Here is a 25,605-nt window from a genome sequence, read left to right on the forward strand (position 1 = left end):
AATAAAAAAATCTGCAAAGCAACATAATGTTGGCTTTGCAGACCCAAACCACCTATAGATTCATTATTCAAAAGATTTGCTCTATCTATTTCACAGTAACCGTTACCGTCACTGTCTTGGTACCAATCTTTCCTTTAATGGATGCCGTTCCTTTGCTCACAGCTACAATCTGACCACTAGCTGATACTCTAGCTACAGAAGGCTTAGAGCTGGTCCACGCTGCACTTCCAGTAACAACTTCTGTCTTCCCCGTGTCATACTGCGCAATCACAATTGCATTCTGAACAGCTCCTGGAGCCATCTTCAGTCTATTCTCATTAACAGTTAACTTCATTAGCTTAGGAACAACATTAATTTTGACACTAGCTGCGAGCCCCTGGTAAGAACCTGATAACGTCGCAGTTCCTTCTGTTATAGCTTTAACAGATGTACTTTTAACCGTGGCAACTGCTTCATTCGAGGACTCCCAATTCATGCTGCTGGAGATATTCCCCGTCTTACCATTAGAGTAATAAGCCGTTACCTTTATGGATTTAGAGCCTTTAATATTCAACTCAATCGCATTTGGTTCTACAACAATCTTAGTAACCTTTTGTTCAATGGTAACCGGGATACTAATGCTCTTATTAGCATAGGTTCCCTTTAAAGTGGCAGAACCCTTCACCAGTCCTTTGATTACCTTACCGGAAGATGTTGTCTTGATAATTGCATTCGTACCGGTAATCTCCCATTCCATAGTACCTGTAGCATCGAGTTCGTTCCCATTTTCCATCACAGCTTTTACTTCAGGAACAGCCTTCTCTTCACCAGTAACAATCACAAAGTTTTCCTCTGGTCCGAGCAAAATATGAACCTTATCTTTAACTGTAACACTCACTACAACACTTTTTTCCCGTATAGCCGCTTTGGAGGAGGTAGGGTTCTCCGATTTTATCTTGCCGACAATATTAACAGTACCAGCCTTTTCAGCAACGAGCTTGCCATCTTTGATGGTGGCGATCTCATCATTGGCAGATGTCCACTCGATTTCTTGACTGAGATCCAGCTTCGTTCCGTCCAGTTTGGTCCCGTTTACCTTTGGCAAACTAACGGAATCTTCAGTGTAGAGATCCAGTTCTGTTTTATCAGCTTCCAGCTCTGTAATCGTAGGATACACAGTTACCTTAAAGCTCTTACTAACGCCCATATGTTCTGCTTTAACATTCGAAGTTCCCACTGCTTTTGCAGTGATTGCTGCAGCATCACTTCCCGCAATAGCCGTTACCGCGAGCTGATTGTCCGAACTCCATACTGCAATACCCGATACATTCGGAGTGGAATTCGCAGCATCTCGAACCTCTGCTTTAACGCTCAAGCTCTCACCCATAAACAAGAATTGATCACCTGATGGAGTTAGCAATAACGCCTCATAAGGAGCACGTACATATACATCCAAAGTTTGTGTAATTCCCAAATAAGCTACTGTAATTACAGCTTTTCCCGCGGCTAATACTTTGACTTCTCCCTTGTCTACCGTAGCAACACTTGTATTGGAAGAAGACCATTCCGCTTTCGCGGAAATATCATTTGCGGTCGATTTTGTAGTCTCTTTGGTAAACGCAGCGATTTTCACCGGATTATCGCCAACGAGCATTTCGATTTCCTTAACAACGATATCCTTATCATTTTTAAGTTCAATCCCAGAATAAGGCAATTTAACTACTGCTTTAAAGGTTGCTGTTAAGTCTTTATATTTGGCAGTAATGGTTGAAGTACCTTCACCTGCCAGGGTAATCTTACCTTCTGCAATCGTCAATACGCTTGTATTGGAGCTGCTCCAAGTGGTATCAGCCGTTACATCCTTGGCAGAAGTCGCTGTATCGCCACCAATCGCATTGGCTTTGACCAACAGTTTATCCTCTTCATCACCCAATTTATAGTTCCCTTCGGAGCTATATTCGAGCTTCAATTCTTTGACCGGATGTGTTACCTCTACTTCAATAGTAGCAAGCGCATGATTGTAAGTAGCAGTAATAATAGCCTTTCCGCTATCTATCGGAGTCAATAAGCCATTTACTACTTTCACAGCGTTAGTGTTAGAAGAATTCCATACCACTGCACCCGTCACATCTCTTTTGGAGGAGGATCCTTCCACATTCGCATATACCTTCAGTTGCTTTGGCGTTTGTCCAACCGTAAGTTGTACTTTGGCTGAGCTTTCGAATTCGATCGAGTTAATGTCGCCGGTAGCTGCAAAGACACTTACCGGAAAAACCGCAGTAGCTAACAATATCATGATGAGGAGCATTTTCGTCATTTTCCTGTACACAGTCATTTGTTCTCTCCCTTAGGCTATAATGTCGTTTGGTGGTTTATCCCCACACTCTTTTACTTATATCGACAATTGTACACCAAGTGTTTACCCTATAACTCCATAAAGCCAAATTCAGGACTTTCAGACTAGATGAATAGGTAAAGGTTGATCAAAATAACTGGACGTAATATGCTAACTATTAAACTCTTTCTTGTAACAAGGAGGCTACAATGAGCGCAGAGAACGTACATCTAGAAGCCAATCTGTCTTCTAAAGAGGAAGATAGCTTCCTTAAAGGGGTAAAAGATTGCATTCCCACACTACTAGGTTATTTAAGCATTGGACTTGCAGCAGGTGTTGTTCAAAAGACTGCCGGGCTTAGCATTGCTGAGATTGCCTTAATCAGTCTGATTCTTTACGCAGGATCAGCTCAGTTTATAGCTGCTGGAATGATAGCGGTAAGCAGCTCGCCTGCAGCCATTATCATTACGATTTTTATCGTTAATCTTCGTCATATTTTGCTTAGTGCAGCTCTTTCACCGTATTTCCGACATCTTTCCCCACTGAGAAATATGCTCGTTGGCTCATTATTAACCGATGAGACCTTCGGGGTCGCCATTAATCAAACCTTGAACAAGGAGCGAATCAGTGAAAAATGGATGCACGGACTTAACATCACCGCTTATTTAAACTGGTTTCTTGCGAATATAGCCGGTGCTTTTTTAGCTCAGTGGATATCAGACCCCGATCAATTCGGTTTGCAGTTTGCCTTGCCTGCCATGTTTATTGGCATCCTTGTAATTTCCATGATTGACCGAAAGAAAATTAAACTTGATTTGGTTGTCGCAATCCTTGCCGTGATCATTGCTATAGGAAGCTCCTTCGTATTTTCCGGTAGTGTAGGTGTCATTATTGCAACGGTCATTGCGTCAACAGTAGGGATGGTGTTTGAAAAATGGAAGTGAGATGGGATGTTTTTCTGATCATACTGGGGGCGGCATTGGTAACCTTCATTCCAAGAGTGGTTCCATTAATGATTCTAAGCCGATTTGAATTGCCTGAATGGGGAATGCGCTGGTTAAATTATGTCCCTATCTCTGTCATGGCCGCATTAATAGGTCAGGAGATCTTCTTGAATGATGGGAAATTCTCGCCTATAGCTAATAATATTGAGCTTTTTGCGGCAATTCCTACTTTTTGGATCGCGATAAAGACCCGGAGTTTGCTAGGTACTGTACTGGCGGGTGTAATTTCAGTTATGATCCTGCGGATGTTTTTTTAACCAAAAAAAGGTCACTACAGCAATGAAAATGGCTGCTAGGTACCCAACTCTTTTCTAACCTTTTTGCGCCTTTATCTTCGCCTACGAAGCCGCAAACGGACTCAGCTGATCTTATTCGCAGCATAATCGCCCATTTGGAATACTAACGGACTCCATAGTCGCTATCGCCATGAAAAACAGCAAATATAGACTTCTTTCTAAGGAATAGCGACACTGGAGTCCGAAACTATGCCCAAAAAGCAAAAAAATTGCAAATAACGTCATCCGGGTCCTCCAGCACATGGAAAGGTTATGAATTAGCGAGGGAAGATTATAACTCTGCGATTTAGGTAGCCGGCAACTAAAACCAAAGAGCAGCCATTCTCCACTAACGGGAAAATCGCTGCTCTATTATCTACTTACTTCTATCTATTGCTTAAAGGACAGCCTGCTTAAGACCGCTCTGACTAACCCCGACCAATTCGCCTCGGCATTCGTTCACACCAGCTTCAGTGATCTTCACGTCACAAAGTTCTCCTTGAAGTGAATCATCTCCATCAAAGAAGACCTGCAAATAGTTGTCGCTGAATCCATGCTGGATATTGCGGCCCGGAGCACCTTTAGCGGATCTTTCCGGAATCACACTAAGCGTCTGGCCTACAAACTTACGGGCATATGCTAATTGCATTTCTTCGGATAGATCAATCAGCTCCTGCACGCGTACATTCTTGATGTCCTCGTCGATCTGATTCTCCATCCGCGCTGCAGGCGTACCTGTCCGCTTGGAATAAGGGAATACATGCATCTCGGAGTAATTTACAGCCTTCATAAAATCGTATCCGGCACGGAACATCTCATCGGTCTCACCCGGGAATCCTACGATAACGTCAGTAGTAATCCCGACATCTGGCATCGCCTGACGGATCAATTGCATTTTGGCGTAATACTCTTCTGTCGTATATTTACGGCGCATCACTTTCAGCACATCATTATGTCCGGCTTGTAGCGGGATATGCAGATGACGGCACATTTTGGAGGAACGGTTCAGCACCTCAAGCAGCTTCTCATCGATCTGACTAGCTTCGATAGAACTGATACGCACTCGCTCCAAACCATCTACCTTATCTAGATCCCACAGCAAATCGGAAAGACGGTAATTATCAAGATCATCACCGTAACCTCCGGTATGAATACCCGTAAGTACAAATTCCTTGTACCCTGCTTCTACCAATTGATGCGCTTGGGCTACGATGCTTTTTGGATCACGGCTGCGCGAAAGTCCACGCGACCAAGGAATGATACAGAAAGTGCAAAAGTTGTTGCAGCCATCCTGAATCTTCATAAAAGCACGCGTCCGATCCGCAAAGCCTGGCACATCCATCTCTTCGAACTCACGTGTCTTCATAATATTACGCACAGCATTGACCGGCTGACGTGAGGATTCAATGTTCTTCACATGCGTCATAATCTGATCACGGTCCTGGTTACCAATGACAAGGTCAACTCCAGGAATATCCAGAATCTCACCAGGAGAGGTCTGCGCGTAGCAGCCTGTTACGGCTACTATGGCCTCTGGATTACGGCGCACGGCACGTCGGATCATTTGACGGCTTTTTTTGTCACCTGTGTTAGTTACTGTACAAGTATTAATCAGATATACATCGGCGGGACCCTCGAAATCAACCTGCTCGTAACCTTCATTTTTAAATAGCTGCCAAATGGCTTCGGTATCATAGAAATTCACTTTACAACCTAAAGTATAAAACGCTACGGATGGCATCTCTTAAGCTCCTCCCATTTCTCCAGATTCATATAATATACAAGCAGCGGCAACCATGCCCGCTGTCTCACAGCGCAGAATTCGCCGTCCTAGTCCTACGGATACAGCCCCGGCTTCTTCTGCCTTGAGGCATTCCTCAGGAGTAAAACCTCCTTCAGGACCCACCACAACTATAACTTTCCCGCCAGACTGCGGTGAAAGCGATGCTAACCATGGAGCGACACTGCTTCGGAGCTGTAAGCCTTCCTCTTTTTCATAACAGAAATACACAGCATCATACTCACTAAAAGTCTGCAACAGCTGTTTCCACGAAAGAGGTGAGGCTACAGCTGGAACGATGTTCCGATGAGCCTGTTCGGCAGCTTCCTTGCAAATTTTACGCCAGCGATCCAGTCGTTTGCTTTCCTTACGCTCGTCGTATTGCACTATTGTGCGTTCTGACAGAAAAGGAACAAAGCTTACAGCACCAATCTCAGTGCACTTCTGAATGACAGTTTCCATCTTATCGGCCTTAGGCAAGCTTTGAGCTACTGTAATCTTAATTCGAGGTTCATGCGTCATCTCCAGGGACTCTAGGATGTTCACAGTGACTTCCCCAATTTCAATCTGCGCAATCTCTACTAAAGCCTCACGGGAAACACCATCGCTAACAATAAGCTTGTCCCCTGCCTTACCACGCATCACTTTAGCGATATGACGGGCGTCTTCCCCATCAATTCTCACGGTATCCGCACCAAATTGCTCCGGTGTAACGAAATATCGCTGCATCTCATCATCATCCTGTTCATAAATTCAGTAACAAATATAAACGCCTTCGCCATCCTTATAAGGACGGTAAGCGTTTAATCGAGAAATAAGTCATAAAGTATAGAGTGAAACTTATACTTTCTTATATTTGAAGAAACGGCTTAGTCGCCCTTAGAAGGACGTCACCCGTTTCTTCAAGAAATATAAGGTTTGGTCGGGCGAAAAAATAACTATAAAATTTTGATCAAATTACATAATACAATGTTTGACAGAGGTTGAAAAGGCTTCATTCCTTGCCTTAGCTGCCAAAAATACTTAGAGACAGCTGTACAAATGTTCTCGACATTTCACTAGCCCAGACTGCGAGCGGATCAATCGTATAAGTCCGTAGCCCAGGAATAAACAGAATCAATAAAAAGAGAAATACAGCCCATTGTTCAAATTGCTGTAATTTGCCGCGGATCGAACGTGGGGCGATATCTTCCACAATCCGATAGCCATCCAGTGGTGGCAGCGGAATAAGATTGAACAGAAACAGAAAGAAGTTCCATTGTATGAAGGTGCCAAAGAATAAATATACAGCCTCAAGCACGCGGTCATTCGAGATATTATCTAGAACTCCAGTTGCCGCAAGTGCACCGTAGATTATAGCACCTATAATCCCTAAGAGCAGGTTACTAATTGGTCCCACAGCCGACACGATGACTCCCATGAGACGAGGACGACTAAAGTTATCGCGGTTTACCGGAACCGGACGTGCCCAACCGAAGCCGGCAACAAGCAGCAGCAAAATACCAAAGAAATCGAAATGAACAGCAGGGTTAAGCGTCATACGGCCTAGTAATCTTGCTGTTGGGTCACCGAACTTATTGGCGAAATAAGCATGACTGAATTCATGTACTGTAAAAGCAATTAAAATCGTAATGAGCAGGAAAGGAAGCTGATCTAAATCTACTCGAATTAAGCTTTGCAATATATCCATCTTTACCTCTTTCCGGCTGTAAACGCCACCCAATCTTCCTCACGGGATATTTCAATAATCTCAAAGCCAGACGCTTTCAGCGCGTTCGCCACAAGTCCTTCTTTATCTTTATATATACCTGAGGTAATGTAGAGGCCTCCAGGCTGAAGCGCGCGGTATACATCATCCGTAAACAATACGATGATTTCCGCCAAAATATTCGCAACTACAATTTGTACAGGCAGTGTCACGCCAAGGCTGCCTTCTTGCTCTTGCTTAGCAGGAACGGCTCCTTCTAGTGAGTGACCAGGTCTAGCGGATGGCCACATCTCTCCAGCCGCTGTGTCAGCTACGCCTTCTCCGCCCAGCAGCGATAGAAGATCGCTTTCTTTTACCGTTATAGACGATTCAAGCTTGTTAAGCACCACATTCTCCCGCGCACTTTCCACAGCCACCGGATCTAAGTCTAGAGCCAATACGGATTTTGCACCGAGCAGCATCGCGCCTACAGCCAGAATTCCTGAACCGGTGCCGACATCAATAACTTCTTCACCGCCGCTAATATTCTTTTCAAGTGCACGGAGGCACAAAGCTGTTGTAGGGTGAGTCCCAGTACCAAATGCCATGCCAGGGTCGATCTCAATGATGGCTTCATCTGGACTCTCAGGCGTATATTCCTCCCAGGTTGGCTTAATGGTGAGACGTTTCGATACTCGTAGGGGTTTAAAATATTGCTTCCATGCATGAGCCCATTCGTCTTCATCCACAGTCTTCCAAGAAATCAACGCTTTCCCCGGATCAATCCCGTACTCACTCAATTCGGATACCCGAGGAGTCAATTCTTCTATAACAGCATCCATATCCGTGGAATCGGCATAATAACCTTTTATGACCGCTTCCCCTTCTGGAATATCATTCAAAGGTTGGTCGTACAATTCACCATAACGTGTATCCCGTGCTTTGTTCAGTGTGCCGGATTCCTCGATAGAAACCCCACCCGCACCAGCTTCATATAGAAAATTCGAAATCATTTCTTGTGCTTCTTCTGTTGTATGTATCGTTACTTCATGCCATAACATCTTTATGTGATCCTCCTAAAGTTTTGTGAGCATACGCTTCACTGATTTACTTCGTGCAAAACTCACTTCGAAAGCATAGGCTTAGTTTTGTGAGCGTTCCACTACTTGAATTTACTTCGTGCAAAACTGTCTTCGAAAGCATTCGCTTCATAGTATAACATTTCTTATTGGTGTAACGCCAAACTACAGATCAACGGCCTGCCGCCCCTCTTCACTCCTACAAAAGCAGTTAAGCGAATGATCATCCACCATCCCCGATGCCTGCATAAAAGCATAACAGATTGTAGTACCCACAAACTTCATGCCATTCTTCTTTAATGCCTTACTCATCACATCAGACTGAGACGTCGAAGCAGGTACATCTGCACGAGTCTGCCAATGGTTGATAGTAGGCACACCTCCGACAAAGCTCCAGAGATAATCTGCAAAGCTGCCATGTTCCTCGCAAATTCGCAAGTATACACCTGCATTACGAATAATAGCATCAATTTTCAATCGATTTCTAATAATCCCTGGATCACTCATTAGCTCCGCAATTTTGACTTCATCATAATGGACAATCTTATTCGGATCAAATCCGTCAAATACCTCTCTGAAATGCGCCCGTTTTTTTAGTACTGTGTACCAGCTTAACCCTGCCTGCATCCCTTCCAGCATAAGTAATTCAAACAGCTTTTGGTCATCATACAGAGGCTTGCCCCACTCCTCATCATGATAGGCAATATATAGAGGATCATCATTGACCCAAGCACAGCGAGTGACTTCCATCCTTCTTCTCTCCTTTAATTATGCATAGCTGAATCTTTACAACGTCTACTCACTGTAAACGAAAAAAAGGGAAGAACACAAGGTTCATTCCCTAAAAAAGTTATTCTATTTTCTTGAATTATGATTCTACTAACTCTTATGGCTGGATCTTCACTCTCGTTTCTTTATCCGGATCATCAGTCGTGTAGTAGAACATATATATAGTAGCTTCTGTACCTTTAAAATCCTTATACACATCAATAGCCTTATTGTTTCCATCCCCCGCGAAATTGACAGTTACCGGTTTACCTAGTATGCGATCTTTACCCAGCCCGATATGGGTCTGATTAATTCCACCGAAGCGAGCATCTTCACTTTCAGTCTCTACATAAAGATCGGCACCCTGCATGTAGTACGTCCACTTCACCGGATATCCGCTAAGCTGCTGGATAATTGTCTGTTTCTTTTGAGAGATGTTTGTTAAAAGAAGTGGTATTTTATCATCATTATTTTTGGTAATTTTATAGCTACCATGCTGAGTTATCTTATACTTAGCTACAAAGGTAATCGGAGTCTCTTTCGTAATTTCAAGGTCAACGGGCCGCTCGAAACGAAGCACTGTCAGCTCCGGCTCACCTTCTGGAGATCTCCAGAAACTGCCCTCCAGCGTCTTTCCTGCTACTTCAAGAGTAGACTTTTGATACGGGAAATTGTTGCCTTTCTCTTTACTTCTAATTGCGATTCGAATTTGAGTAGGCGTCACTACCATTTTCTCCAGCGTGTAATTAGGTCCGCCCTCTTCTAGTGGCAGATTCAATGAGGTATTTATGGTGCCGCTCTCCATCTGCTTTTTGCTTAATTGAAGATCGAAAGCTAATGGCCCCTCAACATTTTTCTCTTGTTTCATATACTTCAGCTTATAATTCACTTCTCCACCGGTAATATCAGCCGCCTTAAAATATTGCTGAGACGTATACTCCCCTTTTTCTCCCGGTGTACCGAAAGTACCTCCAGGCAGCGAATTTATGAGCGTTCCGTTTTTGTACCCAACAATATTAGGAAAGGCCCATTCTTTTGCTTCCGGTTGATCAAAAATAATCGCTGAAGAGAATAACATTTTTTCTTGTCCTTGGGTAAAAGGTTTCACCTCTATGCTGCGCATTCCTTCCTGCCCAATAGGAAACTTTTGAGTCTCCTGAGATTGGATATCCAACGGTAAATCTAACTCCTGTGTGCTATAGGACTGCAGATTATCCGCAACTAGTTGGACATTCACAGTGTCCTTCTTCGGCGTCCAATCACTTTCGAAATATCCGTTGTAAAGTTGATTTTTCTCATCCCATAACACATAACTGAACTCACTAGGACTATTCGCCCCATCTGCGCCCTTCAAAGTCATTCCTTTAATATTCCAATCTTCATTATCCATACGTTTTCCTACATCCAATGTGAATAAGATAATCGTTCGATTCTCATCCACAATGGCTGTATGTAGCTTTAGAGTTACTCCGTCCTTCGTCACCGATTGATCCAGCTGTTGTCCAAGGTTTTGTGCCAGTGCAGCTTGAACGCCACCTCTCCCATGGAGCAAATTATCCCAATCATAATGCACTGCCGCATATACAGGCGCCGCTGCAATAAGCACGGAAAATGAAGCAACAACCGCTATTTTACTCCAGTTTCTCCCTCTGCTTCCGCTACCATTAGGCATCCGAAATTGTATAGGTGTCATTGTACTCCCTTCCTGCTCCAAGCGTCCCCACATACTTTCAAAATCTGGATATGGCACACCTTTATCCTCATTTAAACGATGCTCCAGCATATTTTCTAACTTTTTCAAAAGATTCGCCCTCCTTTAATTCAATTTGAACCCCAGCCTCCTGCAGGATGTTCCTCATTACCGTTAGGCCTTTATGCAGCCTGGATTTGGTCGTTCCAAGTGGGATGGACAGCAGATCCGAAATTTCAGCCAGACTGAAATCATGCATATACCGAAGCGCGATCACCATCCTAAGTTTGATAGGGAGCCGGCTCATATACTGTGCCCACTCACCTTCCGTCTCTCGCTGCTCAATCTGCTGCTCCACAGGTGTTTCCACCGTTTTATGAAAGAAGTGTAGGTTGTCCGTAATCTTTTGCTGTAAAGTACGCTTCCGTTTCAAATGATTCAGGCAATGGTTGACTGTTATTTTCATAATCCAAGCCTTCATATGCTCCACGTTCTCACGATTCGTGCGAAATACGGTAATGAACACATCCTGCGTCAAGTCCTCCGCATCCGCCGAGTCATGCACCATGTAGTAGCAGGTCCGGTATACATCCTTGTTGTAGGCTTCGAATAACTCGCGGTTAGTCTCCAATTCTTGCACCCTCCTTTCTTCTCTGTGATATCTATATGACAACCAATCTCTGGAAAAGGTTCGTTTTTCTGAGCATAAGCTATAGATGCTAGTAATAACAGATGGAGGTTAATATCAACTGTACTCACAACACAAAAAGCCACTCCCCATAAATCTGAGAACTGGCTTTCCTTTATATTCACCGCTAACAGCCTATAAAAATCAAATAATATTCATAACCTCTCGTGCTTGTGTATCTAAATCGTGGGCTGAGGAAGAAATATTCTTGAAATCATCTAATGCTATATGAATCTGCTGTTGACTATCTTCTATATTTTCTTGCACCTGGTTTGTTCCTTTGGAGATTTTATCGATTTCCAGCGTAATAGCATCGACACTATTTTTCACTTGAATGATCGAATCCTGCACCATGATGGATAGCTTCCTAACTTCTTTAGCAACCACGTCAAAACCTCGCCCAAACTCCCCGGCATGTGCCGCTTCAATTGCTGCGTTAAGCGCTAACAGTTGCGTTTGCGAAGCAATATTACGAATAGTTTGTACAATTCCCTGAATCGATACCGCTTGTGTCTCCAGATTGGCTAGAGTCTGTGTATTTTCAATTGATACTTCGGCAATTTTGTCGACGCTCAGTAATAGTTCTTGACTACGTTCAATGCCTTTCTCGGCTCTTTGATTTAAGCTCTCGGACATCTCTTGCATCCGCTGTACCACGACACTCATGTTATTTTGTCGATCCGTAATATTGGCCGCTATTTTGGAAACGCCTATGACTTGTTCATTATTTTCATCAAAGACAGGCATATAGGTAGCTTCTAGCCATACCACATTTCCTTTTGCATCCATTCGTTCGATTTTATCCTGAAAACTTTTTCCTGAAAAAAGGTCCTGCCAGAACAACTCATACCCCGGGCTATTTACAAAATGAGAAAAGCAAAACTCTTTATGGTGCATCCCAATCATATCTTCTTTGTTATACTCCATCGAACTAGCAAAAACTTCATTCACATAAGCCACTCGTCGATCAAGATCAAACCTTATAATCGCTAAATTTCTTTCTAAAGATCGGACAACTAGCTCATCGGTAACTCCTTGAGAGTGTACCATTGCCATATAATAATTCCCCCTGGATATCTATAAATTATTCGCGTCATCTTGAAGTATATCTGAACAATTATACGCTCTTATTACGCAGAGAGAAATACATCATTTTTATTAAAATGATTAAAATTCGTTATTAAAAAAGGCCAATGGCGTTATATGTACATTTCCTTATTTCTTGGATCCGTAATCTCCGATCTTAATTCCCCATACCGAATCCTTCTGATAGGACGCAGCCTCCTTTAAACTTGGAAGTCTTACATCCAGAGGACAATGTCTTTCCAAATACAACACAAATGCGTGGCGAACCCCAATCTCAGCATCCAGTTTATTAAGTTCGTTCGGGTGTTTCTCCATCTCCGCTAATTCTACTTCCCAACGGTATAAATCGCTTGCCTCAGATCGTTCCATCCGAACTTTTTCAGTCAGCTCCCGCAGCTCACGGAAGGCCTGTTTTACTTTTGAAGAGTACAGTTGTTTCTGATTCATAAAAGTTAAGAGTGCGATAAGCAGCGCTAAACCTATCCATAAAATAACGTTATCCATGTTCTCCCTCCAGCTTGGGTTATTCTCCTAATTATACACATCAGAACGCAAAAATACCCCACAATGTGAGGTATCTGCCCTAGCATTTAGCATCTATTCTTTTTTCATAATTTCATGCAGCTGACGTTTGTCTGCTTCTAAAGCTCGAGCCTGTGCTTCGACATCCTCCAGATCTGCCTCCGCTGCTGAAAACTCTACATCCTCTGCTTTCGCCTCGTACAGCATTTTCATCTTCTCGGTCTTTGAGAATATTTGCGAGTTCTCTCTATCCATAGTATCGATCGTCTCCCTTCTTATTAATGAAATCATTATTCAAATCATCCCGCCTGCTTCTTCAATTAAGCGTAATGCCTGATCATAGGACTCTGAATGCAAGATCACCGTAAGTAAAATATCTCTACCCGTCGGTCCTCCATCTCCACCATGACTCATCCCACTCGCGCTGGTGTCAGCAGCAGCTAGTATGCCTGTGTGTGCACGCTCAGCAGTCATGGAGTCCATTCTGGCAACATTGCCTGTCACTGGGTTTACCCCTGAGCTAAAGCTCGTGCCTCCATATCTACTGAAGCGATCAATGGAGATTTCAATGGCCCGAAGTGCACGGAGCTTACGAGCAACACCTTCCGCTTCCTCAGGACTTTTAAAATAAGCCAAAATAGATCTTTCCGACATCTTATCCCCGCTCTCGCTTGAAATTCAGATATCTGTTGCATTCCTTTATATTGTCTTCCTTGCGCTTGTTTTATGCCCTTTTTTTCTCATATTCCACTAATCTACTAGGAATTCGACATTTTCTTCAATTCTTCCCTGCAATATAGTACTAAAGTTGTATATTCGATTTGAAGTTATAGCTGTAGAATAAATTTAATTTTCATAATTTTTTACATTTTACGTTGAGGAGGAGAACTACAGATACACACTGCAATATAAAAATTCATTTGGGAGGATGAACTTATTTGAAACGTACCTTTAAACACTCTATTCAAAGATTTGGTATTGGGGCGGCGAGCTTCGGACTGGCTGTTTCTGTCCTTTTTCCATCCGCTGCATTTGCGAACTCATCCATTGAATCATCCACTAACCTAGCTAATAATGTACAGTCTCAAAGTGTGACCCCTCATAACTACGCGGGTGTGCTCAAAGGTTCAGCACCAGTGTCCGTAATTGTGGAATTAACTAATAAACCAGTCAGTGTGTATGAAAATGAGGCTAAAACTTCTTCTTTACGATCCTCAGTCTCCTTACAACGCAGTAAAATTATCTCAGAGCATAAAAGCTTTATTTCCTCAGCGCAGAAAATCGATGCCGATATCGGTTTTGAATACAGTGAAATTTTTAACGGGTATTCCATTACGTTGCCCGCCAATCAAGTAAATAAGCTGCTAGAGCTTCCGGGCGTTGCGGCTGTTTATCCAAATGATGAAGTACATGCGTTAGCAGACAGTGTTGAGGTAGCAACTTTGCCTGTTACGCGTTCCTATTCAGATAGTGGCAATCTTATAGGCGCGGATAAACTACATGCATTAGGTTACACAGGAGAAGGGGTACAGGTAGCGGTTGTCGACACCGGCATCGATAAAAGTCACCCTTTATTAAAGGATAATTATAAGGGCGGTTACGATGCCTATGATCAGGATGATGATCCGTCAGAAACACCTCCTGATGCTAACTTTCCTCCAAAAGCAGGAAACCCTTACGAAACCTCACATGGCACACACGTAGCCGGTACAATTTTGGATGTTGCCCCTGACGTGGATTTGTACGCCTATCGCGTACTTGGCCCTTATGGTTCTGGACCCACAGCGGTTGTAATCGCGGGTATTGAAAAAGCGGTTGCTGATGGAGCCGATATAATTAACCTCTCGCTGGGCTCTGATGTCAACCAAAGCTATTCCGCAAGCTCAATTGCGATAGACAACGCCATAAAATCGGGCGTGAATGTTGTTGTTGCCGCCGGTAACGCTGGACCGGATGTAGCAACATTGGGCGAACCTGCTGGATCTCAACTCGCGCTTACTGTAGGCGCTTCTACTACCCCAGTGAATACCCCATTCTTTGATATTGGCGATGTAAAAAAAATTCCAGGGACCTTAGCAACTTACTCCCCAGAATTAGTTGATAATATTGCTGGTAATAAGATCGTTTACGCTGGTCTTGGAGGTACTTCCGATTACACAAATTTGGATGTCAAAGATAAGGTAGTCCTTGTCGATCGTGGTGTGCTGAGTTTCGGAGAGAAATCTTTAAATGCCAAAGCAGCTGGAGCCAAGCTTGTCCTAATTGCCAATAATGCTGCTGGTGAAATCAGTCCCACCCTTGGTGCGCCTGGGAATTACATTCCTACCTACGGAATTACTCAAGCGGATGGCAAGAAGATAAAAGCTCAAATGGCTGCTGCTAAAGATATCATCAGTTACTATATAGGGCTTGAAGTCAATCAGTTAGCAAACTTCAGCTCTATGGGTCCGGGGATGCCGGATTATCTAATCAAACCTGATGTTGTAGCTCCTGGAGTAAATATCAACTCCACAATTCCTAGCTGGAGTGGGGATTACGAACATGCTTATGGCTTAAAAAGTGGCACCAGCATGGCAACCCCACATGTTGTAGGGGCTGTAGCTTTGCTACTGAGTGAAAACTCTGATCTTAAGCCAAATGATATTAAAGCGTTGCTGATGAACAATGCGGATCCTATCTCTAACCGTGATGGAGCTGCTTACTCTTTGTATCAACAAGGTGCCGGATTAATTAATTTGGAGAAATCAGCAAAAGCTGAATCTATCGCTAAAGTTGGGGAGAGCTTAATTAGCGGCCTTCCTGGGACTGTAGAAATCCCTTATTACACAGGTTCCTTGTCCTTTGGCCTGCTCCCAAAAGGAGCTAGCGTAACGAAATCAGTTTATGTGGAAGACTTTAATGAGAATGGATCAACCTATACTCTATCCACCAAATGGCTTACAGAAGCGCCTGGTGACATTAGTATTAATATTGCACCAAACAGCGTTACCTCAGGTGTAGATCAATATGCACAATTTACACTAAAGGTATCTGACACAGCAAAAGAGGGTGCATATGAAGGGATCCTGTTCCTAACCTCTGATATAGAAACTCTTCGTCTTCCCTTTAATGCACTTGTCGGCGATAAATTCAATTTAGAGCCTGTTAATCAGCTTTCTTTTGAAAGTCCACAGATTTCTCCTAATGGGGATGGACGCTCAGACGACACCACCTTTACCTTCTCTGTCAATGAAGAGCTGGATGGCATAAGTTTCGTAACCTCTTCAATAGATGCTCCTGCGACAGTTCTAGGTGAAGTTTATTCTATCGATGAAAAGGTCTATCGTGGCGTGTACGAGATTACAAATTGGGATGGAACGTTAACAGATCTGGAGACCTCCGCCAAGTCCACTTTACCAGATGGTCACTACTACATCACTCCTGTGCTTCCCAACGGACAACTGCTCGAGAAACAAAAGATCGAGTTCACAATTGATACCGAGAAGCCATTAGTTTCCGGCATCACACTTGAGGAGTATGAACGTGAGGCGCCAACCGATCCTGGTGCAGCACAAATTAGTGGTTTCATTGATGATGACCTAATGGCCTATTATATTTCGAATACACAACCTATTGGAAACTGGTTTACCGTGTACGCCGAAGGTAAACATTATGATGGGAATACTTATAAATTTGGCGGTGTGATTGCAAATAACGGTGCTTTTTCCATTGACGTTCCTGTTAACGAGGGGCTTAATGAGTACAAAATCTATGTGGTCGATAAAGTAGGTAATGGCGCAGACGACGATGATTATGCTCAGCGACTGCTTTATAGCACAGGGGATGGTATTTTCAATGTAAATCCGTCTCTATCTGCAGCCACCATTGATGTGGGACAACCGGTAACCGTTGATCTAGGGTATTCCGTGACTGACGAGGTTTATGGCGTCTATGGTGCTTCATTCGCTGTCATCTACGATGATTCTCTTGAAACACCAGCGATCCAGCCAAGCGTACAACTGGCAACGTATCAAGAGGAGAATTTCTCTGGTGTTCCACTTAAAGAATTCACAGAAACCTATGATCTAGGAGACGGCCGCAAACTGACACAGTATAGCGTCAATCTGTCAGGCGGTGCTTATCACGGCTCCGGTTCTCTAGGCAAAATAACCTTCAAACCATCTACAGTGGGAAAATACGACTTTGAGCTGTACGATGTACAGGTCTGGAATGATGCTACAACATCAACAATCCCATCTGGTTTGAGAACGGTAAGCGTAACTGTTAAGACACCTGAAACACCGACGCCAACACCAACACCAACAGAGTCACCAACAGAGTCACCAACAGAGTCACCAACAGCGACACCATCAACATCACCAACACCAACACCAACACCAACACCAACACCAACACCAACATCTGATTCGTATGTACCTACAGCAACCAGTGCTCCCACTCCTGGAATCGCATTGAAATCTGGGAAGCTAGTAGAGACTGCAGATCCAGCAGGTGGCAAGCCTTCTGCGGTGTTCAACATCTTAGACACTGCACTTGCAAATTCGATCCAGAATGCAAAAGATAAAACTTCTGTACTTGATCTTAGCGATGTAAGCTTCAATAAATATAGCCAAGTTGTTATTTCTCTTACCCCGGCCCAAGCCGAGCAGTTAAAGAAATCGGAGAATGCACTCCGCCTAAACGGTAGTGGGTTCAATGTACTTATTCCAGCGGCGACTCTTCCGGATTTTATCAACAGCAACGGCTTGACCCTTACGATTAGCCTGACAGATGCGGGCAACACAGCAGTTTTAGCAGGTAGCTCAGCAGCAATAAATATCGGTTCTTCCATTCTCACTATCAAAAATGGTTGGACAACCGGAAAGCCGATCATCCTTCAGCTTAATCTAAAAGCCGCCAGTCTACATGATGCTCGAAAGACTGCCGCTTATGTAGAATCAAAAGATCGTAAATGGTCCTACCTGCAACCTGGTTCTATCTCTAAAGATGGTATTCTACAGTTTAACGTTACTGGTGATGGTTCTTACAGCGCAGCATCCAGAAATATAAGCTTTAAGGATATTGGCACACACTGGGCTCAAACCGATATCGAGGTCCTTGCTGCCCATGGTATCATTGCTGGCAAAGGAGCCGATGGCAGCTTTAAGCCTGCCGACACCTTAAATCAGGCAGAGCTTCTAACGCTCTTCGACCGTCTACTTGGAAAAGGTGACACTTGGAATACTCGCATCAAAGAAAGCGGATCTCGTGATGTGCTGACCCGCGAGGAAGCAGCTCTTATCATTGCTAAGGCCCTTGGTGCAGATCTTACAGTAGCCAAAACACCTTTAAGCTTTAAGGATGCCGACAGCATCGCTGCGGAAGCACGCAACGCTGTAGCCTATGCTGTAACCAAAGGTTATCTCAAAGGTGTTACTGCAGATAACTTCAATCCACAAGGTACTCTGACTCGTGCACAAGCAGCAACGATTCTGAGCCGTGTGCTCGAAGATTTACGTTCTTCGAGCAACCTCTAGTTTCGCTTTAAAAAAAGCCTCAGCAGCCAAATGGCTGCTGGGGCTTTTTCGACTTTAGGTTACATTTGCGTTTCCGAGGCACCTCTCGGACTCAGATGACCTTAAACGCTGGATTATGCGATATTCGCTATGTTAACGGACCCCATAGTCGCTATTGGCATGAAAAACACCAATTATGAGCGCTTTTTTGGGGGATAGCTGCACTCGTGTCCGAAACTTCGCTTCAAATCCAATATATTGGCAAATAGCGTCTGCTGAGTCCGATAGCATCAGAGAATGATTATACTCGGCACCTCTCGGACTCAGATGACCCTAAACGCCGAATTATGCGATATTTGGTATGTTAACGGACCCCATAGTCGCTATTGGCATGAAAAACACCAATTATGAGCACTTTTTTGGGTATAGCTGCACTGGAGTCCGAAACTTCGCTTCAAAGCCAATATATTGGCAAATAGCGTCAACTGAGTCCGAAAGCATCGAAGAATGATTATACTCGGCACCTCTCGGACTCAGATGACCCTAAACGCCGGATTATGCGATATTTGGCATGCTAACGGACCTCATAGTCGCTATTGGTATGAAAAACACCAATTATAAGCGCTTTTTTGGGGAATAGCTGCACTGGAGTCCCAATCTTCGCTTCAAAGCCAATATATTGGCAAATAGCGTCTGCTGAGTCCGATAGCATCGGAGAATGATTATACTCGGCACCTCTCGGACTCAGTTGACCCTAAACGCTGGATTATGCGATATTTGGCATGCTAACGGACCCCATAGTCGCTAATGGTATGAAAAACACCAATTATGAGCGCTTTTTTTGGGGGATAGCTGCACTCGTGTCCGAAACTTCGCTTCAAATCCAATATATTGGCAAATAGCGTCTGCTGAGTCCGATAGCATCGGAGAATGATTATACTCGGCACCTCTCGGACTCAGATGACCCTAAACGCCGGGTTATGCGATATTTGGTATGTTAACGGACCTCATAGTCGCTATTGGCATGAAAAACACCAATTATGCGCACTTTTTTGGGGGATAGCTGCACTCATGTCCGAAACTTCGCTTCAAAGCCAATAAATTAGCAAATAGCGTCAACTGAGTCCGAAATCCCAAGCAGACGGTTCAAAGCAGTTAATGTGTTTGAAAATCCGGAGACCAGCGGTGATTTCAGGGTTACGGGTTACGGGTTACGGGTTACGGGTTACGGGTTACGGGTTACGGGTTACGGGTTACGGGTTACGGGTTACGGGTTACGGGTTACGGGTTACGGGTTACGGGTTACGGGTTACGGGTTACGGGTTACGGGTTACGGGTTACGGGTTACGGGTTTTACGGGTTTTACGGGTTTTACGGGTTTTACGGGTTTTACGGGGGGGTTCCAGCCCGTAGAGTTTACTGGCTCTAACACATTCTTTAAACCTTATGAGATGGGCTAGCTTGCCCTACTAACAGTCGACATGCGCAAACTACCTTAATCAAAAACGCAGAGCAGCGATCCCCCAGTAACGGGAGGATCGCTGCTCTGCTGTATTATTTATTTACTCAATTAATGAAGTTAGAAATATCAGTCCCCGCGGAACGCACGCTTCACACGATCAAAGAAGGATTGCTCATGCTCATGTGTGTTTTCTCCATTCAGAGAGGCGAACTGTCGCAACAAATCTTTTTGCTCATCATTCAGCTTGCTAGGTGTCACTACAATGACTCTAACATGCTGGTCACCTTGGCCAGATCCACGTAGACGTGGAACACCTTTGCCTTTGAGGCGGAAGAAAGTACCGGTCTGTGTTCCCGCAGGAATCTTCAGCTTCACTTTTTCCGTTAAGGTAGGGATCTCAATCTCATCGCCAAGTGCTGCCTGTGCAAACGTAAGCGGAACCTCGCACATAATATCATCGTTCTCACGCACGAAGAAATCATGCGATTTGACACGGATGACAATATACAAGTCTCCAGCAGGACCACCGCGTAAGCCGCCCTCGCCTTCGCCAGTCATGCGCAGCTGCGCGCCGTCATCGACACCGGCAGGGATGCGTACATGAATCTTGCGCTGCTTCTTAACTTTACCCTGTCCGCTACAAGTCGTACATTTTTCCTTAATAATCTTACCTGTACCACTGCAATGCGAACATGGACGACGATTACGCATCTGTCCAAGTGGTGTATTCTGTACGAATTCCTGTTGCCCGCTACCATGACAAGTGGAACAAGTCTCTGGTTTAGTACCCGGTTTAGCCCCGGAGCCGTAGCAGGTATCGCAAGTTTCCGTACGTGGAATAGTAATATCGGTTTCTTTACCGAATACCGCTTCCTTGAATTCAATGGTCATCGTATACTGCAAATCCCCGCCACGCTGTGGTGCGTTAGGATCACGACGTCCGCCGCCGCCAAAGAACATATCAAAGATATCGCCTAGTCCTCCGAAGTCGCCACCACCGCCGCCTCCGAAGCCGCCCATACCTTGGTTAGGATCAATATGGCCATATTGGTCATATCTAGCTCGTTGTTGTCCGTCGCTAAGAACATCGTAAGCTTCTTTTACTTCTTTAAACTTAGCTTCAGCATCATCTGCTTTATTCACGTCTGGGTGATATTGGCGCGCCAATTTCCGGTACGCTTTCTTCACCTCGTCGTCTGAAGCATCTCTACTGAGGCCAAGCACTTCATAATAATCGCGTTTATCTGCCACTGCTTTCACCTCCGTACGTTACATACTCAAATTCCTAATTACCTGTCAAAGAAACCATTATACGATAAAACCCCAGGATCTGACCATCCAGTTCCAGCAGATGTTTATTCTTACAATATCAGAAGGCGCATTCGCCAAGAGTGTGCAAACTGATATTACAAAAGGAAAGTCAAAACACGGGATGACCCGGTTTTGACCTTCCCTTCTTAACTATATAAGAATTTATCAGTTACGCCCTATACACTTATCGTTTAAGGTTACCCTTGATTCTTATCTTCGTCAACAACCTCATAATCAGCGTCAACTACATTGTCTTTTTTAGGAGCGCCTTCAGCAGCTCCAGCGCCACCTTCAGCACCTTGCTCTGCTTGAGCAGCTTGTTCGTACAGCTTCACGGACAACTGTTGTACAATCTCAGTCAATGCTTCTGTAGCTGCATTGATTTCTTCAAGATTGTCAGTTTCAAGTGCTGCTTTCACTTTATCTTTAGCTTCGTTAGCTTTTTCAACTTCGGAAGCATCAGCTTTATCACCAAGATCTTTGATCACTTTCTCAGTTGAATACACGAGTTGGTCAGCGGTGTTCTTCGCTTCTACCAATTCTTTACGCTTACGGTCTTCCTCAGCGTGAAGCTCGGCATCCTTCATCATTTGTTCTACTTCTGCGTCGCTCAGACCGCTGGAAGAAGTGATAGTGATCTTTTGGCTCTTGTTAGTGCCTTTATCAGTTGCAGACACATTCACGATACCGTTGGCATCAATATCGAAAGAAACTTCGATTTGTGGTACGCCACGTGGTGCTGGTGGAATCTCGTTCAGCATGAAGCGTCCCAATGTTTTGTTGCCATTTGCCATTTGACGCTCACCTTGTAGCACGTGAATCTCTACGCTAGGTTGGTTGTCAGCAAAGGTCGAGAATACTTGAGATTTACTTGTAGGAATCGTAGTGTTACGCTCGATCATCTTCGTGAACACGCCACCTGCAGTTTCGATACCAAGGGAAAGCGGAGTTACGTCGAGCAATACAACGTCCTTAACATCACCAGTCAATACACCCGCTTGAACAGCAGCACCAAGAGCTACAACTTCATCCGGATTCACACCTTTGTGTGGATCTTTACCTGTAAGCTTCTTAATTGCATCTTGTACAGCAGGGATGCGCGTAGAACCACCAACCAGAACGATTCTGGTAAGGTCTGCAGGCGTCATGCCAGCATCAGACAACGCTTGACGAGTTGGTCCCAAAGTACGTTCTACCAGACCAGCAGTAAGCTCATCAAACTTCGCACGAGTCAAGTTGATCTCCAAATGCTGAGGTACTCCATCAACTACAGTGATGAACGGAAGAGAAATAGTAGTTGTCAGTACGCCCGACAATTCTTTCTTCGCTTTTTCAGCTGCATCTTTCAAACGTTGTACAGCAGATTTATCTTTGCTCAGATCAATGCCTTGCTCTTTTTTGAATTCGGATACTAGGTAATCCATAACCACTTGGTCAAAGTCATCGCCACCAAGCTTGTTGTCTCCGCTTGTAGCTTTTACTTCGAAGAAGCCGTCGCCCAGTTCAAGGATGGATACGTCGAAGGTACCGCCACCAAGGTCATATACTAGAATAGTTTGATCTTCGGATTTCTCCAAGCCATATGCCAAGGCTGCAGCTGTTGGCTCGTTCACAATACGCAGAACTTCCAGACCAGCAATTTTACCTGCATCTTTAGTAGCTTGACGTTGGCTGTCATTGAAATAAGCAGGAACTGTGATAACAGCTTGAGTAACCGTTTGGCCAAGATATGCTTCTGCATCGGATTTCAGCTTTTGAAGAATCATTGCTGAAATTTCTTGTGGAGAATAGTCTTTACCATCGATGCTTTCTTTATGGTTAGTACCCATGTGACGTTTAACAGAGCTGATCGTACGATCAGGGTTAGTAATCGCTTGGCGTTTAGCTGTTTCTCCGACGATACGCTCGCCGTCTTTCTTAAAACCTACCACCGAAGGGGTTGTACGTGCGCCCTCTGGGTTTGGAATTACAACGGCTTCGCCGCCTTCCATTACGGCAACGCAAGAGTTCGTGGTTCCTAAGTCAATACCGATAACTTTACTCACAATAATTTGCCTCCTCTAAAGGTATATGGAGCATATGCTCATTTAAATTATAAAAATATCAAAAAAATTCGATTGGTACCGATAATGGACAGATACTGCCCGTCCTATATAGACAGATTACATGCTGACTTTGACCATAGCAGGACGAAGGACTTTATCTTTCAGAAGGTATCCCTTTTGGACCTCTTCCGTTACGATACCCTCTTCGTACTCCTCGCTCTCCACCTGCATAATAGCCTGATGGTATTCAGGATTAAAAGGCTGTCCTACTGTTTCCATAGCCGTAAGTCCCTCGGACTTCAATACCCCATCTAGCTGACGGAAAATCATATTAACACCCTTCACGAAAGCTTCGGATTCAGGGCTGCTAGGAGTAGTGACTAACGCACGCTCAAAATTGTCCAGTACTGGAAGTAATTCAGTCACGAGCTTGGAGGTGGCATATTGAGCCAACTCTTCTTTCTCCTTCTGAGTACGACGACGGAAGTTATCGAAATCAGCCTGCGCACGCAGCGCGCGTCCTTGATATTCATCAGCTAGATCCTGCAGACGTTTTACCTCCGTACCTGTGTCTGAAGCACCTTCACTAACTTCTTCTGTAAATGAGTCGGTTTCTGAAGCTACATCAGCCTCAGGTTCCTCATTTATCAAATCATCTTTGAATTCATTAGCATCTTGAACTTGTTCCTTTTTCAAGTTGTCTTCACCTCCTTAAAATCATTCACGTAATCAATGTTGACTCTGTTCACTTATACCAGTGTGCTAGCATCGCTGTCAAATCTCGGGATAAAATGCCCAAGATCCCCATCACTCTTGCATATTCCATTCGTGTCGGACCAAGGATCCCAATGCTTCCTAGGGCCTGCCCATCAAGAGAATAAGTGGCGGTGATCAGACTGCAGTTAGCGAACGCTTCATGATTGTTCTCCGTCCCTATTCGGACCTGAATACCTGTGCCGCCTGTTGTAGGGGCCAGCATTTTGAGCAATGTAGGCGTCTCTTCTAGCAGATCAAGAATGCTTTTCACCTTGTCAACATCCTTGAACTCAGGCTGTGTAAGCATATTCGTGGCTCCACTAAGATAGATACGCTGCTCTTGATCACTTTCCAGCGCAATGTCCAGCACTTGCATTAATTCTTCATAATGTGAGATGTGACGCTGCATTTCCTCGCCAAGCTCGGAATACAGCCGAGTCTTCAGCTTATAGAGTGGTACATTGACCAGCTTACTATTCAGTAGGTTAACCACTTTCTCCATCTCGGAAACGGAAATCTCCGGTGGAATGTTCACCGTACGGTTCTCAACTTGCCCCGTACTTGTAACGATAATCGCTACAGCGGTTTTATCATCTAGTGGTAACAACTGAAAATGACGCAATGATGTATGAAAAACCTCCGGTCCCAGAAGGATGGAAGTGTAATTCGTCATATTGGAAAGAATCATCGCCGCATGTTGGATTACCTGCTCCATCGCATTCAGCTTCTCGGCAAAAAAAGCGCGGATCGTGCCCATCTCTGCCGTTTCGGCGGAATTCCACGGTACCAAATGATCCACATAATATCGGTATCCTTTATGGGAAGGTATTCTCCCCGCCGATGTATGAGGCTGCTCGAGATAACCCAAATCCTCTAGGTCAGCCATTTCATTTCGAATAGTTGCAGGGCTGTACCCTACATCACCCCGTTTAGAAATGCTGCGAGATCCTACTGGTTCTGCTGATGAAATATAATCATCTACAATTGCATTTAGTATCATTCTCTGGCGATCAGTTAACATGTTATCCCCTCCTATCGGCTGTTGGCTCCGATTCGTTAGCACTCGACTCAGATGAGTGCTAACCACTAATACAAAAATACCAAACTGACATTGACATTGTCAAGTCAGTTCAGCATCTTAAGTACTGCTATTTCATCGCAGGCATGCTGCTTTTTACAATTCACGCAATCTGTCCATACCTTTTCGGGAAAAATCTCTTTCTCGACGACTTCGAATCCGTTTCTAAGAAAGAAATCTACGGCGTAGGTCAGTGCCATGACCTTAGGGATTTTCTGGTTTCTGGCTTCCTCAACCAACTTCTCTAAAATCATAGAGCCCACACCTTTACCCTTACCCTCGTCATTCAGTCCAATCGAGCGAATCTCTACAAGATCATTTCCGAGCCTGAAGAGCGAACCACAGCCAACGAATCTGCCACCAATTTCTGCAACAACGAATTGATCGATCTGGCGTGTCAGCGCCTGCCTGGAACGAGGCAACATGATACCGCGCTGTGCGTATTCTTCTATCATCAGATACAACGGTTCAACATCTTCTACCACTGCATTTCTGCAAGTCACCTGTGCGTCTCCTGCTGGAGACGAATGGCGGATCATTTCCGTCTTGGCAAGCACTTTAATTC

General features: G+C 44.3%; 21 protein-coding genes. 4 read left to right on the top strand and 17 right to left on the bottom strand.

Annotation, left to right across the window (positions count from 1 at the left end; all coding sequences use genetic code 11):
- Window positions 1-85: 85 nt before the first annotated feature.
- Window positions 86-2,296: an Ig-like domain-containing protein gene (locus QNH28_RS22785; protein ID WP_283908662.1), complete on the bottom strand. Its 2,211-nt coding sequence runs from the start codon at window positions 2,294-2,296 to the stop codon at window positions 86-88.
- A gap of 227 nt (window positions 2,297-2,523) precedes the next feature.
- On the opposite strand from QNH28_RS22785, the gene QNH28_RS22790 reads away from it, so the two are divergent.
- Window positions 2,524-3,258: an AzlC family ABC transporter permease gene (locus QNH28_RS22790; protein WP_283908663.1), complete on the top strand. Its 735-nt coding sequence runs from the start codon at window positions 2,524-2,526 to the stop codon at window positions 3,256-3,258.
- Complete coding sequence (locus tag QNH28_RS22795) at window positions 3,249-3,575, top strand: AzlD domain-containing protein (RefSeq protein ID WP_283908664.1); 327 nt, start codon at window positions 3,249-3,251, stop codon at window positions 3,573-3,575. Before QNH28_RS22790 ends, QNH28_RS22795 begins: the two co-directional genes overlap by 10 nt.
- Window positions 3,576-3,990: 415 nt before the next feature.
- On the opposite strand, the gene mtaB is transcribed toward QNH28_RS22795, so the two are convergent.
- The 11 genes from mtaB to QNH28_RS22850 form a co-directional block, all read right to left on the bottom strand.
- A complete protein-coding gene (mtaB, locus tag QNH28_RS22800; RefSeq protein WP_283908665.1) occupies window positions 3,991-5,334 on the bottom strand; it encodes a tRNA (N(6)-L-threonylcarbamoyladenosine(37)-C(2))-methylthiotransferase MtaB in 1,344 nt (447 codons plus the stop codon).
- Between the two features lie 3 nt (window positions 5,335-5,337).
- Window positions 5,338-6,102: an RsmE family RNA methyltransferase gene (locus QNH28_RS22805; RefSeq protein WP_283908666.1), complete on the bottom strand. Its 765-nt coding sequence runs from the start codon at window positions 6,100-6,102 to the stop codon at window positions 5,338-5,340.
- Between the two features lie 277 nt (window positions 6,103-6,379).
- Window positions 6,380-7,063 (bottom strand): site-2 protease family protein, encoded by a 684-nt coding sequence (locus tag QNH28_RS22810; protein ID WP_283908667.1) that lies wholly within the window; start codon window positions 7,061-7,063, stop codon window positions 6,380-6,382.
- A gap of 2 nt (window positions 7,064-7,065) precedes the next feature.
- Window positions 7,066-8,121 (bottom strand): 50S ribosomal protein L11 methyltransferase, encoded by a 1,056-nt coding sequence (gene prmA / locus QNH28_RS22815; protein ID WP_283908668.1) that lies wholly within the window; start codon window positions 8,119-8,121, stop codon window positions 7,066-7,068.
- A 183-nt stretch (window positions 8,122-8,304) separates the two neighbouring features.
- Window positions 8,305-8,889, bottom strand: a complete 585-nt coding sequence (locus tag QNH28_RS22820) for a DNA-3-methyladenine glycosylase I (protein ID WP_283908669.1) — start codon at window positions 8,887-8,889, stop codon at window positions 8,305-8,307.
- 136 nt (window positions 8,890-9,025) lie between these two features.
- The gene (locus tag QNH28_RS22825) at window positions 9,026-10,708 is read right to left on the bottom strand and encodes a DUF4179 domain-containing protein (protein WP_283908670.1); all 1,683 of its coding nucleotides are present in this window, start codon (window positions 10,706-10,708) and stop codon (window positions 9,026-9,028) included.
- A complete protein-coding gene (locus tag QNH28_RS22830) occupies window positions 10,668-11,228 on the bottom strand; it encodes an RNA polymerase sigma factor (RefSeq protein WP_283908671.1) in 561 nt (186 codons plus the stop codon). Before QNH28_RS22830 ends, QNH28_RS22825 begins: the two co-directional genes overlap by 41 nt.
- Before the next feature lie 201 nt (window positions 11,229-11,429).
- Window positions 11,430-12,341: a methyl-accepting chemotaxis protein gene (locus tag QNH28_RS22835; protein ID WP_283908672.1), complete on the bottom strand. Its 912-nt coding sequence runs from the start codon at window positions 12,339-12,341 to the stop codon at window positions 11,430-11,432.
- A gap of 159 nt (window positions 12,342-12,500) precedes the next feature.
- Window positions 12,501-12,875: a hypothetical protein gene (locus tag QNH28_RS22840; protein ID WP_283908673.1), complete on the bottom strand. Its 375-nt coding sequence runs from the start codon at window positions 12,873-12,875 to the stop codon at window positions 12,501-12,503.
- A gap of 93 nt (window positions 12,876-12,968) precedes the next feature.
- On the bottom strand, window positions 12,969-13,184 hold the full coding sequence (locus QNH28_RS29665; RefSeq protein WP_279306845.1) for a YfhD family protein: 216 nt from the start codon (window positions 13,182-13,184) through the stop codon (window positions 12,969-12,971).
- Window positions 13,185-13,187: 3 nt separating this feature from the next.
- A complete protein-coding gene (locus QNH28_RS22850; RefSeq protein WP_283908674.1) occupies window positions 13,188-13,547 on the bottom strand; it encodes a hypothetical protein in 360 nt (119 codons plus the stop codon).
- Window positions 13,548-13,831: 284 nt separating this feature from the next.
- On the opposite strand from QNH28_RS22850, the gene QNH28_RS22855 reads away from it, so the two are divergent.
- Both QNH28_RS22855 and QNH28_RS22860 read left to right on the top strand, forming a co-directional pair.
- Window positions 13,832-18,409 carry a S8 family serine peptidase gene (locus QNH28_RS22855; RefSeq protein ID WP_283908675.1) on the top strand — a complete coding sequence of 1,526 codons (4,578 nt, stop codon included), beginning with the start codon at window positions 13,832-13,834 and terminating at the stop codon, window positions 18,407-18,409.
- Between the two features lie 1,139 nt (window positions 18,410-19,548).
- The gene (locus QNH28_RS22860) at window positions 19,549-19,848 is read left to right on the top strand and encodes a hypothetical protein (protein WP_283908676.1); all 300 of its coding nucleotides are present in this window, start codon (window positions 19,549-19,551) and stop codon (window positions 19,846-19,848) included.
- Between the two features lie 128 nt (window positions 19,849-19,976).
- Here QNH28_RS22860 and dnaJ read toward each other — a convergent pair whose 3' ends face one another.
- The 5 genes from dnaJ to QNH28_RS22885 all read right to left on the bottom strand — a co-directional run bounded on the left by dnaJ (window position 19,977) and on the right by QNH28_RS22885 (window position 25,579).
- On the bottom strand, window positions 19,977-21,101 hold the full coding sequence (gene dnaJ / locus QNH28_RS22865; RefSeq protein ID WP_283908677.1) for a molecular chaperone DnaJ: 1,125 nt from the start codon (window positions 21,099-21,101) through the stop codon (window positions 19,977-19,979).
- A 257-nt stretch (window positions 21,102-21,358) separates the two neighbouring features.
- The gene (gene dnaK / locus QNH28_RS22870) at window positions 21,359-23,206 is read right to left on the bottom strand and encodes a molecular chaperone DnaK (protein ID WP_283908678.1); all 1,848 of its coding nucleotides are present in this window, start codon (window positions 23,204-23,206) and stop codon (window positions 21,359-21,361) included.
- A gap of 117 nt (window positions 23,207-23,323) precedes the next feature.
- Window positions 23,324-23,902 carry a nucleotide exchange factor GrpE gene (gene grpE, locus QNH28_RS22875; protein WP_283908679.1) on the bottom strand — a complete coding sequence of 193 codons (579 nt, stop codon included), beginning with the start codon at window positions 23,900-23,902 and terminating at the stop codon, window positions 23,324-23,326.
- A 49-nt stretch (window positions 23,903-23,951) separates the two neighbouring features.
- Window positions 23,952-24,983 (bottom strand): heat-inducible transcriptional repressor HrcA, encoded by a 1,032-nt coding sequence (gene hrcA, locus QNH28_RS22880; RefSeq protein ID WP_042191003.1) that lies wholly within the window; start codon window positions 24,981-24,983, stop codon window positions 23,952-23,954.
- Between the two features lie 104 nt (window positions 24,984-25,087).
- Complete coding sequence (locus tag QNH28_RS22885; protein WP_283912242.1) at window positions 25,088-25,579, bottom strand: N-acetyltransferase; 492 nt, start codon at window positions 25,577-25,579, stop codon at window positions 25,088-25,090.
- Window positions 25,580-25,605: the final 26 nt, after the last annotated feature.

The sequence above is a fragment of the Paenibacillus sp. G2S3 genome (assembly GCF_030123105.1).
Classification (GTDB): domain Bacteria; phylum Bacillota; class Bacilli; order Paenibacillales; family Paenibacillaceae; genus Paenibacillus_AQ.

What these genes read in the sequence shown, in the direction of transcription:
- QNH28_RS22785 (WP_283908662.1), bottom strand. Translation starts at nt 2,296, where the DNA reads ATGACGAAAATGCTCCTCATCATGATATTGTTAGCTACTGCGGTTTTT.
- QNH28_RS22790 (WP_283908663.1), top strand. Translation starts at nt 2,524, where the DNA reads ATGAGCGCAGAGAACGTACATCTAGAAGCCAATCTGTCTTCTAAAGAG.
- QNH28_RS22795 (WP_283908664.1), top strand. Translation starts at nt 3,249, where the DNA reads ATGGAAGTGAGATGGGATGTTTTTCTGATCATACTGGGGGCGGCATTG.
- mtaB (WP_283908665.1), bottom strand. Translation starts at nt 5,334, where the DNA reads ATGCCATCCGTAGCGTTTTATACTTTAGGTTGTAAAGTGAATTTCTAT.
- QNH28_RS22805 (WP_283908666.1), bottom strand. Translation starts at nt 6,102, where the DNA reads ATGCAGCGATATTTCGTTACACCGGAGCAATTTGGTGCGGATACCGTG.
- QNH28_RS22810 (WP_283908667.1), bottom strand. Translation starts at nt 7,063, where the DNA reads ATGGATATATTGCAAAGCTTAATTCGAGTAGATTTAGATCAGCTTCCT.
- prmA (WP_283908668.1), bottom strand. Translation starts at nt 8,121, where the DNA reads ATGTTATGGCATGAAGTAACGATACATACAACAGAAGAAGCACAAGAA.
- QNH28_RS22820 (WP_283908669.1), bottom strand. Translation starts at nt 8,889, where the DNA reads ATGGAAGTCACTCGCTGTGCTTGGGTCAATGATGATCCTCTATATATT.
- QNH28_RS22835 (WP_283908672.1), bottom strand. Translation starts at nt 12,341, where the DNA reads ATGGCAATGGTACACTCTCAAGGAGTTACCGATGAGCTAGTTGTCCGA.
- QNH28_RS22840 (WP_283908673.1), bottom strand. Translation starts at nt 12,875, where the DNA reads ATGGATAACGTTATTTTATGGATAGGTTTAGCGCTGCTTATCGCACTC.
- QNH28_RS29665 (WP_279306845.1), bottom strand. Translation starts at nt 13,184, where the DNA reads ATGATTTCATTAATAAGAAGGGAGACGATCGATACTATGGATAGAGAG.
- QNH28_RS22850 (WP_283908674.1), bottom strand. Translation starts at nt 13,547, where the DNA reads ATGTCGGAAAGATCTATTTTGGCTTATTTTAAAAGTCCTGAGGAAGCG.
- hrcA (WP_042191003.1), bottom strand. Translation starts at nt 24,983, where the DNA reads ATGTTAACTGATCGCCAGAGAATGATACTAAATGCAATTGTAGATGAT.
- QNH28_RS22885 (WP_283912242.1), bottom strand. Translation starts at nt 25,579, where the DNA reads ATGATCCGCCATTCGTCTCCAGCAGGAGACGCACAGGTGACTTGCAGA.